Origin of the sequence: Microcystis viridis FACHB-1342, from assembly GCF_014698335.1 — a bacterium.
Taxonomy (GTDB): Bacteria; Cyanobacteriota; Cyanobacteriia; order Cyanobacteriales; family Microcystaceae; genus Microcystis; species Microcystis ichthyoblabe_A.
Window position 1 is genome coordinate 1 of record NZ_JACJSV010000100.1, and the last position, 11284, is coordinate 11284.

The following is an 11284-nucleotide window of genomic DNA, read 5'->3' on the forward strand; positions in this document are numbered from 1 at the left end:
AAACCCGCACCCAATCGCAACTACGCCCCATTAAAGCGTTTAAGTCCTGCATTGTCCTACAATCTTTCTGTATTGTCCTACAACTCTTCTGCATCGCCCTATAATCCTTCTGTATCCTCACAAAGAAGTCTAAACCAAGATTAACGGGATTTTAGGATTAACTGGATTATTTACTTGGAAACTCCTGACAATCTTTTAAGATTGAGCATCCTGAAAATCCTCTAATCCTCAAAATCCTGATACTGACTATTTACCCCCAATCCCATCACACAAATGTCTATCCTCCTCCCTAACATCAGAATTAGGATTGTGCAAATAAACCCGCACCCAATCGCAACTACACCCCATTAAAGCATCTAAATCCCAGCCATTGTTTCCATTCCACAGTTTGATAGTATTGTCAGCACTACCGCTCACCAATGTCTTGCCATCGGGACTAAAATTAACGCTATAGACAAAGTTATCATGCCCCTTGAGGGTGCGGATTTCTTGGCCTGTTTCTACATTCCAGAGTTTGATAGTCTTGTCAACACTACCGCTCACCAAAGTCTTGCCGTCGGGACTAAAATTAACGCTATAGACATCGCTATCATGCCCCTTGAGGGTGCGGATTTCCTTGCCTGTTTCTACATTCCACAGTTTGATTGTCTTATCTCCACTACCAGAAGCTAACACCTTACCATCGGGGCTAAAACTAACGCTCCGAACCCAGTCATTATGCCCCTTGAGGGTGCGGATTTCCTTGCCTGTTTCTACATTCCAGAGTTTGATAGTCTTGTCAACACTACCGCTCACCAAAGTCTTACCGTCGGGACTAAAATTAACGCTATAGACATCGCTATCATGCCCCTTGAGGGTGCGGATTTACTTGCCTGTCTCTACATTCCATAGCTTAATTGTGCCGTCAAAACAACCAGAAGCTAAAGTCTTACCGTCGGGGCTAAAACTCACGCTATAGACACGGAAAAGATGCCCATAGAGAGTGCGAATTTCTTTTCCTGTCTCTACATTCCAAAGCTTAATAGTGTTGTCACTACTATCAGAAGCTAACACCTTACCATCGGGGCTGAAACTCACGCTACGAACCCAGTCATTATGACCCATAAGGGTGCGAATTTCTTTTCCTGTCTCTACATTCCACAGTTTGATTGTCTTATCTCCACTACCAGAAGCCAATATCTTACCATTAGGGCTAAAACTAACGGTAGTGACTACCCAATCATGTCCCTTGAGGGTGCGGATTCCTTTTTCTATCTCTACATTCCAAAGTTTGATAATGCTGTCTTCACTACCAGAAATCAAAGTCTTACCATCGGGGCTAAAATTAACGCCAATGATAACGCTGTTATGCCCCTTAAGAGTGCGGATTTCTTGTCCTGTCTCCACATTCCAAAGTTTGATTGTCTTGTCATTGCTACCAGAAGCCAATGTCTTAGCATCGGGGCTAAAACTCAGGCTAGTAACCCAGCCATCATGCCCATTAATGGTACGAATTTCTTTCCCTATTTCTACATTCCAAAGTTTGATTGTTTTATCCCAACTACCAGAAGCTAAAGTCTTACCGTCGGGACTAAAACTCACGCTATAGACATAGCTATTATGATTATTAAAAGTGCGAATTTCTTTTCCTGTTTCTACATTCCAAAGTTTGATTGTTTTATCCCAACTACCAGAAGCCAAAGTCTTACCGTCGGGGCTAAAACTAAGGCTTTTGACATAGCCATTATGTGCCTTGAGAGTGCGGATTTCTTGTCCTGTCTCCACATTCCAAAGTTTGATTGTCTTGTCATTACTACCAGAAGCCAATGTCTTGCCATTGGGACTATATTTCATGCTAACGACAACATTATTATGCCCTTTAAGAGTGCGGATTTCTTCTCCTGTTTCTACATTCCAAAGCTTAATAGTGTTGTCACTACTACCAGAAGCTAGTATCTTACCGTCAGGGCTAAAACTTACGCTTTTAACATAGTAAGTATGCCCTGTAAGGGTAGTAATTTTTTTTCCTGTCTTTAAATTCCACAGTTTGATTGTCTTGTTATCGTCAGCAGAAGCCAAAGTATTGCCGTCTGGACTAATGTTAATACTCTTGACTTTTTCACTAAAATAATCTTCTAAGCGATTATATTCACTTCCCTCAACAAGAGCTTTCCACAAGATATCTGTTACCTCTTGATTGTATGCGTGTTGGTTTTGTAGAATTCTTCCTGCCTTAATTGCTTCGATAAAAGCCTCCAACTCATTTCCTTCATTAAACAGAGATAAGGAATATCGTCCCAGAGACTCAGCTTGATTATATTCTGCTTGTCTGGTTTTTTGCCAAGCCATCCAACCCAAACTACTACTAACCACCACCGCCACCAAAGAAACCGCCGCAATCCTTCGCGCTGTTCTAATTTTTTCATTTTTTTGACGTTCAGCTTGACTAATACTCGCCTTAATAAACTCTATCGCCACAGTATCTAAATTAGGCAGAGAATTATTCTTTTGAAACTCAACAATTTTAGCTAACTTAGAACCTCCCCAAAGCTCACTACTCGCTTTTACTGCATCTTGCTTCTGTAACTCATCCCACTGTTTTGCATCAGCATATAAACGACTTCTCAGAACAATTATCTCCTCTTTTTCTCGAATTAAATCCTGTAACACTTTCCAAGAACGTAATAACGCCTCATGTGCCACCTCAACCGTTGCTTTCCCGTCTTCTCCCTTACTCACCAAAAGACGATTATCTATCAATTGATAGAGAACCTCCTTTTGCATTTCCTCCTGTTCAAAACTCGATTTATCCGCCCTTCTGCTAACCGCTTTTTCCCCTTCTAAACTAATTAACTCTAGAAAAATTTCCTCTGCTGCTTTCCGTTGCTTTTCATTAAATTGACTATAAATTTTATCCGCTTGTTTTTCTAGCGCACCCGTTACCCCACCAATCTCTTGATAAATCTTAATATTTAAAACCCGCTCTTGAATATGATCTTTTTGCCACAATAAATCTAACGTATATTGTAACAGAGGTAAAGAGCCAGCCTGTTCATAAAAATCCGCAATAATTTGATTAATTAATCCCTTTTCAAAGATTACCCCATTTCTCGCCGCCGGTTCAGCAATAGCTAATCTTAACTCACTTTCATCCATATCCGTTAACATCTTGCTATACTGATCATGGATTTTTCCTAAACTGGGATAAGGACTTAATTTATCTAAAAAATCCGCCCTCATCGTCATCACAATTTTAACTAAACTATCATTCTTTTCAATTAATTTAATCAAACTTTTAATGAAAATATCTCTTTCCGTCTTCGGTGTACGAGTAAATAACTCCTCAAATTGGTCAATAAAAATAAACCATAAATCAGAATTATTTTTTAATCTTTCAACCACCTTAATTAAAGTCTCTTCCTTAACAGCTTGTGCTAATTTTGCTTGGGATTGTTTATATCTATTTGCCAAAAGACAACCATAAAAAGACTCAAAGGGATTAACATCAGGAACAAAAGTTAAATTAACCAATTTATTTGCGCCAAAATCATCCTTTAACTTAGGAATTAAACCCGCTTGCACGAGAGAAGATTTACCACTTCCCGACGCACCTAAAAGCAATAAAACGTTCTTTTGATTTAAATAATCAGTTAACTCAATAATCCAATTATCTCGCCCAAAAAACCTATCCTTATCATCTACCTCAAACTTCCTTAAACCCAAATAAGGTGAACCCGTAATTAAAGTTTGAGCCTGAATCTCAACTCCTGACTTTTGGGTAATAATATATTGATTGATTACACCCCCACTAATATCACCTGCAATTCCCTTAAATTCACCATCACCAATAAGACCTTTAACATCACCCCCTATTTCTAAATAATAACTTTTATCAGTCATTTTTGCTACCCCAAAATTATTCTTTTAAAGTTAACTTTAAATTGCAGTTTTAGAATTAGCACTCTTTAAGGACTTCCTACTAAACCAAACAATTTAGCCAAACCGCCTAAAATCGTTACAATTAAAGCAACTAAAATCCCTCGACTGACAAACTCTTGATTCTCTAAGCGCTTTTCCACGCCATCATTTTTTCCCTCTAGACGCTTCTCGACACCATCAATTTTTTCCTCCAGACGCTTCTCGACACCATCAATTTTTTCCTCCAGACGCTTCTCGACACCATCGATTTTTTCCTCCAGAAGCTTAATTTCACCTTTAACTTCACTAAGTTCAATCTTAATATCAGTAACATCTTTTTGAAGATTGTCTAACTTTTGATTGATTTGAATTAGAAAATCTTTAAGTTCTACCTCAACAGTAATTGACATAAATTTCCCTCCTAAATAATCCTCAACTAATTAATCTTCTGACTAATATTTCCACCACTAATATCTCCTGCAATTCCATTCAAAGTACCATCTCCCACCATTCCCTTAATATCATCACCAACATTAATATCATTAATATGGCTCTTCGGTTTGTGTTATGCAATGGACGGGGGTTATAAGGGATGGAACACTTATATAGAAAGGCATTTAGCGATTTTTGTCAATTATTTTCGATCTAGAGCGAACTAATCAATTAAGTCTTTTACCAGATAAGGATTTAGTCGATTTATGCCCCCCTATCAAACCATACCAAGTAACGAAGAGCCATTAATATTATACTTACCTGCGGCAAATTCTTCAGGTTTTAATTGCTTAAGTAATGCTTCTGCTGTCTTAATAACCTCTGCATCTCTATCAATTTTTGCTTCAAGTAACTCTTCTTTGAGCAGTGTTTTTAACCCCTCTGAATCTGGTTGTTTCTCATGTTTATCGACGATATCACTATCATCTGTTTTCCCTTTTTCTGCAAATTTCTTCTTAATCAACGCTTTTAAACTCTCATAAGCATCCTTAACCGCTGTTCCTGCCGTATCCTTAGCAGCAGCAACCGCACCGGCAGTCAATGCAGCGAGAATTAGAGAAATCGGTTCCATTGCCTGAGACTCCAAATTAGATATTGCTGACTCAATCTTAGATCAAAGCAAAGTATCTGACGCGATTATGGCGCAGGTATTGGGCGCAAATGGCTTGCTCGTCGGGGTTGTTGGCTACTACTGCAAGCTGGACGTGGGGGACTTGCTTGGGAATAATATCCCAGCCAGAAAATCGCTCTGTAGAAAAATCAGACCAGCCAGATAGCATATTATCAAAGCGTAAGTCCCTTAGCTGCGGGGACTCTCGAAGGACTTCCCCCTACTTAGGGTGATCAGCACACTTGAGCGATCGGAGGGCGCAGGTTCCTAGCACTTCTACAGTAACGGATTTTGTCCACAATGTAGGGGCGAACTGCGTTCGCCCAAAAGATACATTATCAAAGCGCAAGTCCCTAATCCCGTTTAGAGCATATTTCATTTAGACGAGAAAGGCTGTACTTAAAAAAATATGGTATGATAGTAAATTGTCAGTTTTACGAAAGCCGATGAAAACGGAAGAGATTATCAAATCAATCGAAGCCGAGTATCTCAAGAGCGATCTGCCCATTATCCATGTCGGTGACACGATCCGGGTAGGGGTGCGAATCGTTGAAGGAGATAAAGAGCGGATTCAGCCCTACGAGGGTATTGTCATCGCCAAACGCCATGGCGGTATCAACGAAACGATTACAGTACGCAAAGTCTTCCAGGGTGTGGGAGTAGAAAGAGTTTTCCTGCTCCACTCGCCCCGGGTTGCCAATATCAAGATCATCCGTCGTGGTAAAGTACGCCGGGCGAAACTCTACTATCTGCGCGATCGGGTTGGCAAAGCCACCAGGGTCCAAGAACGTTTCGATCGCCCCCTCTAAAAAATTTCCGGCGACAGCCTAACCAAGAAAGTTGCTTAATCGCCAACAACTACGCTATAATAAATAAAGGCCTTAAAAAAGCCCAATAGTTTAGCGAATGGGCGCTCTTAGTTCAGTTGGTAGAACGCAGGTCTCCAAAACCTGATGTCGGGGGTTCAAGTCCTCCAGGGCGCGTTTGGTAATCACCAAGCCGATAATTGCAAAGGACATAATCTAAATGTCTGGGGGTTAGTGTGGGTTGTCCGGTGAAAATGATAAGTTAAGGATAGCTTGAGTATCATTTTAAGGAGTAGCGATCGTGGCCAAAAAAGAAACCCTAGAAAAAGACGCGAGCGACAAGAAAGAGGGAAGCTCCTTTCAGGTCAAGGAATTCGTCAATGAAACCAAAGAAGAACTCGCCAAAGTCGTCTGGCCTTCCCGTCAGCAACTTTTGAGCGAATCGGCGGCGGTGATGTTAATGGTGACTTTAGTAGCCACTCTCATCTATCTAATCGATAAATTCTTTGCCTGGGGTGCGGGGAAGGTGTTCCCATGAATCTAGAAGAAGAGCAGTTTCCCGAAGAACTCAATCTTAGCGGCCTACCGAAAAAACCCCGTTGGTATGCCGTGCAGGTGGCTTCTGGTTGTGAGAAACGGGTCAAAGCTAATTTGGAACAGCGCATCCACACCCTCGATGTGGCCGATCGCATTCTGCAAGTTCAGATTCCCCAAGCGGCCACCGTCAAAGTCCGCAAGGATGGTTCACGGCAACACGGTGAGGAAAAAGTCTTCCCCGGTTATGTCCTGATCAGAATGATCATGGATGATGACGCTTGGCAGGTGGTCAAAAACACCCCCCATGTGATCAACTTTGTCGGGGCCGAACAAAAACGCCACTACGGACGCGGCCGTGGTCACGTCACCCCGCTACCCTTGAGTATGTCAGAAGTCGATCGCATCTTCAAACAAGCTCAGATTCAAGAACCCGTCGTCAAAATCAATATGGAAGTTGGCGATCAAATCTTGGTTCTATCTGGTCCATTTAAGGACTTTGAAGGGGAAGTGATCGAAGTTAGTCCCGAGCGCGGCAAACTCAAGGCCCTGCTCTCCATTTTTGGTCGGGATACCCCGGTCGAATTGGAATTTAATCAAGTCGAAAAACAAAACTAAATCATGGCTAAAAAAGTCGTCGCAATTATTAAACTAGCTTTACCTGCTGGTAAGGCTAACCCTGCTCCTCCGGTCGGTCCTGCTTTGGGTCAACACGGGGTAAATATTATGGCGTTCTGTAAAGATTACAACGCTAAAACCGCCGATCAGGCCGGGATGATCATCCCTGTGGAAATTTCCGTTTTTGAGGATCGGAGTTTTACCTTTGTCCTCAAAACTCCCCCCGCTTCCGTTCTCATCCGTAAAGCGGCCGGTGTAGAAAGAGGTTCCAACGAACCTAACAAGAAATTTGTCGCCACCATTACCCGCGACCAATTACGCGAAATCGCCCAGACTAAAATGCCAGATCTTAACGCTAACGACATCGAAGCAGCCATGAATATTGTGGCGGGAACGGCCAAAAATATGGGTGTCAAGATCTCAGACTAAATCTTATTACGGGGAGAAGTTAAGCTTCGTTATTACCCAAGGAGCAACAAATCAGATGGTAAAAAAAGTTTCACGACGTTTGCGAGATGCCCAGGCTAAGGTAGAAAATAAAGCCTACGAGCCATTAGAGGCACTGACATTATTAAAGGAATTAGCGACGGCGAAATTCGACGAAACCGCCGAAGCTCATATTCGTTTAGGCATCGATCCTAAATATACCGACCAACAACTGCGGACAACGGTAAGTTTACCCAAAGGAACCGGACGCACGGTGCGGGTAGCGGTGATTACTCGCGGGGAACAGGTGCAGGAAGCGAACAATGCTGGGGCCGATATCGTTGGTTCAGAAGAATTAATCGAAGAAATCGCCAAGGGGATGATGGATTTCGAGGTGTTGATCGCCACCCCCGATATGATGCCGAAAGTGGCGAAATTAGGTCGTCAACTCGGTCCACGGGGTTTAATGCCTTCACCGAAAGGGGGAACCGTAACCACGGATTTAACGGGAGCGATCTCTGAGTTTAAAGCGGGTAAATTAGAATTCCGGGCCGATCGCACTGGGATCGTTCACGTTCAATTTGGTAAAGCTTCTTTTAGTGCTGAGGATCTGTTAATCAATTTGAAAGCTTTACAGGAAACGGTGGACAGAAACCGTCCTTCCGGGGCAAAAGGTCGTTACTGGCGCACAGTTTACGTTTCTTCCTCCATGGGGCCATCGATTCAAGTGGATATTAGCGCTCTGCGGGATCTGAAATTAGCAGAAGGTTAATGACAGTTATTTTTCTTTGAAAAAGCCTCCAAGGGATTGGGGGCCTTTTTTGGCTTGATCGCCCGATTGATATAAAATCAAAGGGCTACACTCAAGATTAATCGCTTGAATTATTCTCTTGTATCTGTTCTTAAAGCCAGCGTGTGGATTGTAGATTCCCCTAATACCCGTATTTTAGCCCCTAGTGCGATCGCTCTTGGTAACTTTGATGGTTTGCACCTAGGTCATCAAACCGTCCTACAGCCAATTTTTCAGGATGAACCCGCTTATCCCACCGTTGTTAGTTTTACTCCCCACCCGCGGGAATTTTTTACGGGGGAAAAATGGCAATTATTAACTCCTCTAGGGGAAAAGGTGGAGGTTTTAGAGAATTTAGGCGTTAAACAATTAGTTTTACTGCCTTTTTCTGCTCAATTAGCTTCCCTGACTCCCTTGGCTTTTATCAAACAGATTTTAGTAGAAAAATTACAGGCTAAATCGATCAGTATTGGTCAAGATTTCCGCTTCGGTTATCGTCGTCAAGGTACAGCGGAAGATTTATTACAGATCGCCTCTCAATTTAATATTAAAGTCGAGATTGTTGCTTTAAAAAACTGTGGGACGGGTCGGATTAGTAGTTCCCTAATTCGTCAAGCTTTGGCAGCAGGAAACGTTGAGCAAGCTGGGCAAATGTTAGGTCGTCCCTACAGTTTAACTGGTCGTGTGGTCATCGGGCAACAACTGGGCAGAACATTAGGTTTTCATACCGCTAATCTACAGGTTCCTCCCGATAAATTATTGCCGCGACTGGGGGTTTATTGCGGTTGGGTGCATCTCGATGGTTCTCGCTTACCAGCAGTTATGAATATCGGTTATCGTCCCACGATCGAGGGAAAAACTATCAGTGTGGAAATCCATTTATTGGATTGGTCGGGCAATGTATATGATCGTATTTTAACGATGGATTTAGTGCAATTCCTGCGACCAGAACAGAAATTTAATTCTCTCGATCGATTAAAAAATCAGATCGAGATAGACTGTGATCGCTCTCGGTTAATTTTAACTTCTTTAACCGACAACTCCTAATATTTTTGGTATTCTCTTTCTACTTTACCCACCGCTTTCAATAAAGGAGAATCAAGGGAATCGATCCAATCAGCTACTTCTCGCGCTAATCCTAGGGTAACAATGCCTTGAGACGGTGGTAATTGACCAGCTAAAGCCTGACTTTTGATGGTTTTCAGGACAGAAATTAAACCCTCAATCCGAGTCGATCTTTCTGTTTTCCGCATCTGTTCGGCCACGGTAATAGCTTGGTCAATTGATTGAATTAATTCCCTCATGTTCGTTTCCATAATATTCTAGCGACAGGAAAGATATGTAACCGTTATTGCTCGTCCCTCTCCCCATTGTATATTGGCATCTCGCGAGTCTTTAATAAAAGTTTGCTGACCACCACCGGGATAACAATCAGCCGGATTCTGGGGGGCAACAATTCCTTGATAAACCGTTGTTCCCGCAGGTAAAGTCACCGATACTACTTTGGTCGCTTGATTGGGAGGATTCCACTTTTGATCGAGGGCTAAATTCCTGATCACCTCCACATTGGTGGTATATTGATCCGTGGTCAGAAAACGACCTTTTTTGTAATTTTCGTCACTATAATAACGGAAAAAAGTCTGGGGTTTTTCTAGGGTAACTGCCTGACATTCACTATTGCGAAAAGTGATAGCAATATCTGGAGGGAGGGGACAGGAAGGTGCCTGATCTTGAGCCAATATTTTCCGAGAATTGAAAGTTAAATTTTCGGGTAAACTATTGGTTAATGTACTGGCTGCGATGCCTAAAACAAGACTAAAAACGAGCGAACTGGCTTTCATCTTCATGGATTAAGAGAAATTCCTCTTGATTTTATCAGACTGAACCGACTGAAAATCTTAATTTCGCCCACTGGCAACAATTCTTAACTAATTTTCTCCCTGCTCGCCACCCTAACCCTGATTAGCTCCCTAAAAGAAAATTTCTCGCCATTGTCTGTCAACTTTCCTCGCTAGTGTGGGCAAATTGGGAAAAGAATCGTTAAGATAAAAAAAACTTAACATTAATCTTCTTGACAAAATACCCCATTTGTGCTATGAGAGACGCTATTGATATTTTGATGGAAAATTTGAGCCAGAGCATCGTCGGCCAAACCGAATCGATTCGCATTGTGCTGGTGGCTTTACTCAGTGGTGGCCACGCTCTCCTGGAAGATGTACCCGGAGTTGGCAAAACCCTCTTAGCTGACAGGGGGACAAGCAAGCTGAAAAGCTTGTGTAGCAAGGAATACAGATACGGACTCCAAAAAAAGATAAGTCATATTTACCATATATGACCTAAATAACGAAAATGATAAGTGAACTATACCAGAAAGTGTTAGAAAATGAACTGGGACGAGCCAGATATCTACTGTTGTTAATGATAGTTGGAACCTGGCAAATACTAAAGCAAGCTAAGTTAGAGATATTAGCAGAAGCACTGCCAATACCAATCCTGTTTGAGAGTCGGAGAAAAAAACTAAAAAGATTTTTCAAGCTGGAAATTCTGAATATTGAAAAAATCTGGTTTCTCTGCTTAAAAGAGATGTTAAAACAGCAGGAGAGATTCACAACAAAAAGATTAGTATATATTGCCATAGACCGAACGAGTTGGGGAGCAATTAATATCTTGATGGTGAGTCTAATTTATGACAAGAGAGCCATCCCAATCTATTGGGAGATATTAGATAAAAAAGGAAGTAGTAATCTCGAAGAACAGCAGCGAGTATTGGGGAAAATATTGACGGTGCTATCAGGTCATAAAATCGTGGTGTTAGGAGATAGAGAATTTTGCTCGGTCAGTCTTGGAAAGTGGCTTCAGAAGCAGAGTTTATACTTTTGTTTAAGACAAAAAAAAAGTACAAATGTCAAGACAAAAGAAGGAATTTATCAAGAAATGAGAGAGTTAGGTTTAAGTCCAGGAACTCAACTATTTTTGAATGATGTCAATATTACAAAAGAGCAGGGATTTGTCGAGTTTAACTTAGCGGGTAAGTGGAAAAAAACCTATCGGGGTTTTCAAACAAAAGAACCTTGGTATATTCTGACAAATTTTGGGTATTTATAGACGGCA

At 41.7% G+C, this 11284-nt stretch carries 14 protein-coding genes, 1 tRNA gene and 1 pseudogene; 9 read left to right on the top strand and 7 right to left on the bottom strand.

What is annotated here, in order from left to right; all coding sequences use genetic code 11:
• Positions 1–246: 246 nt before the first annotated feature.
• From H6G40_RS24240 to H6G40_RS21440, 5 genes and pseudogenes are all read right to left on the bottom strand, one after another.
• Positions 247–864 carry a WD40 repeat domain-containing protein gene (locus tag H6G40_RS24240; RefSeq protein ID WP_422613712.1) on the bottom strand — a complete coding sequence of 206 codons (618 nt, stop codon included), beginning with the start codon at positions 862–864 and terminating at the stop codon, positions 247–249.
• The gene (locus tag H6G40_RS21425) at positions 865–3879 is read right to left on the bottom strand and encodes an nSTAND1 domain-containing NTPase (protein WP_422613711.1); all 3015 of its coding nucleotides are present in this window, start codon (positions 3877–3879) and stop codon (positions 865–867) included. It lies immediately after the preceding gene.
• A gap of 65 nt (positions 3880–3944) precedes the next feature.
• Positions 3945–4307, bottom strand: coding sequence for a coiled-coil domain-containing protein (locus tag H6G40_RS21430; RefSeq protein WP_069474682.1), 363 nt, complete (start codon positions 4305–4307; stop codon positions 3945–3947).
• A 302-nt stretch (positions 4308–4609) separates the two neighbouring features.
• Positions 4610–4960, bottom strand: a pseudogene (locus H6G40_RS21435) (hypothetical protein); the annotation flags it as partial.
• Between the two features lie 37 nt (positions 4961–4997).
• A complete protein-coding gene (locus tag H6G40_RS21440) occupies positions 4998–5168 on the bottom strand; it encodes a hypothetical protein (RefSeq protein WP_176721650.1) in 171 nt (56 codons plus the stop codon).
• A 277-nt stretch (positions 5169–5445) separates the two neighbouring features.
• Between H6G40_RS21440 and rplS the strand changes: the two genes are divergently transcribed.
• The 7 genes from rplS (at position 5446) to H6G40_RS21475 (ending at position 9220) form a co-directional block, all read left to right on the top strand.
• The gene (gene rplS / locus H6G40_RS21445; RefSeq protein WP_002754314.1) at positions 5446–5808 is read left to right on the top strand and encodes a 50S ribosomal protein L19; all 363 of its coding nucleotides are present in this window, start codon (positions 5446–5448) and stop codon (positions 5806–5808) included.
• A gap of 101 nt (positions 5809–5909) precedes the next feature.
• Positions 5910–5982 (top strand) — tRNA-Trp (locus H6G40_RS21450).
• Between the two features lie 124 nt (positions 5983–6106).
• Positions 6107–6343 carry a preprotein translocase subunit SecE gene (gene secE / locus H6G40_RS21455; RefSeq protein WP_002737505.1) on the top strand — a complete coding sequence of 79 codons (237 nt, stop codon included), beginning with the start codon at positions 6107–6109 and terminating at the stop codon, positions 6341–6343.
• A complete protein-coding gene (gene nusG, locus H6G40_RS21460; RefSeq protein WP_002735925.1) occupies positions 6340–6957 on the top strand; it encodes a transcription termination/antitermination protein NusG in 618 nt (205 codons plus the stop codon). The genes secE and nusG overlap by 4 nt, the downstream gene beginning before the upstream one ends.
• Positions 6958–6960: 3 nt before the next feature.
• Complete coding sequence (gene rplK / locus H6G40_RS21465) at positions 6961–7386, top strand: 50S ribosomal protein L11 (RefSeq protein WP_004160232.1); 426 nt, start codon at positions 6961–6963, stop codon at positions 7384–7386.
• 55 nt (positions 7387–7441) lie between these two features.
• On the top strand, positions 7442–8155 hold the full coding sequence (gene rplA, locus H6G40_RS21470) for a 50S ribosomal protein L1 (RefSeq protein ID WP_069474684.1): 714 nt from the start codon (positions 7442–7444) through the stop codon (positions 8153–8155).
• A 141-nt stretch (positions 8156–8296) separates the two neighbouring features.
• Positions 8297–9220 carry a bifunctional riboflavin kinase/FAD synthetase gene (locus H6G40_RS21475; protein WP_069474685.1) on the top strand — a complete coding sequence of 308 codons (924 nt, stop codon included), beginning with the start codon at positions 8297–8299 and terminating at the stop codon, positions 9218–9220.
• Here H6G40_RS21475 and H6G40_RS21480 read toward each other — a convergent pair.
• Positions 9217–9489 (bottom strand): hypothetical protein, encoded by a 273-nt coding sequence (locus tag H6G40_RS21480; protein WP_002761130.1) that lies wholly within the window; start codon positions 9487–9489, stop codon positions 9217–9219. The genes H6G40_RS21475 and H6G40_RS21480 overlap by 4 nt on opposite strands.
• A gap of 6 nt (positions 9490–9495) precedes the next feature.
• Positions 9496–10014 (bottom strand): hypothetical protein, encoded by a 519-nt coding sequence (locus tag H6G40_RS21485; protein WP_176721651.1) that lies wholly within the window; start codon positions 10012–10014, stop codon positions 9496–9498.
• Positions 10015–10268: 254 nt separating this feature from the next.
• Between H6G40_RS21485 and H6G40_RS23800 the strand changes: the two genes are divergently transcribed.
• Positions 10269–10508 carry an ATP-binding protein gene (locus H6G40_RS23800; RefSeq protein WP_069474687.1) on the top strand — a complete coding sequence of 80 codons (240 nt, stop codon included), beginning with the start codon at positions 10269–10271 and terminating at the stop codon, positions 10506–10508.
• Positions 10509–10546: 38 nt separating this feature from the next.
• Positions 10547–11278 (top strand): IS4 family transposase, encoded by a 732-nt coding sequence (locus tag H6G40_RS21495; protein WP_339327456.1) that lies wholly within the window; start codon positions 10547–10549, stop codon positions 11276–11278.
• The last annotated feature ends 6 nt before the right edge of the window (positions 11279–11284 follow it).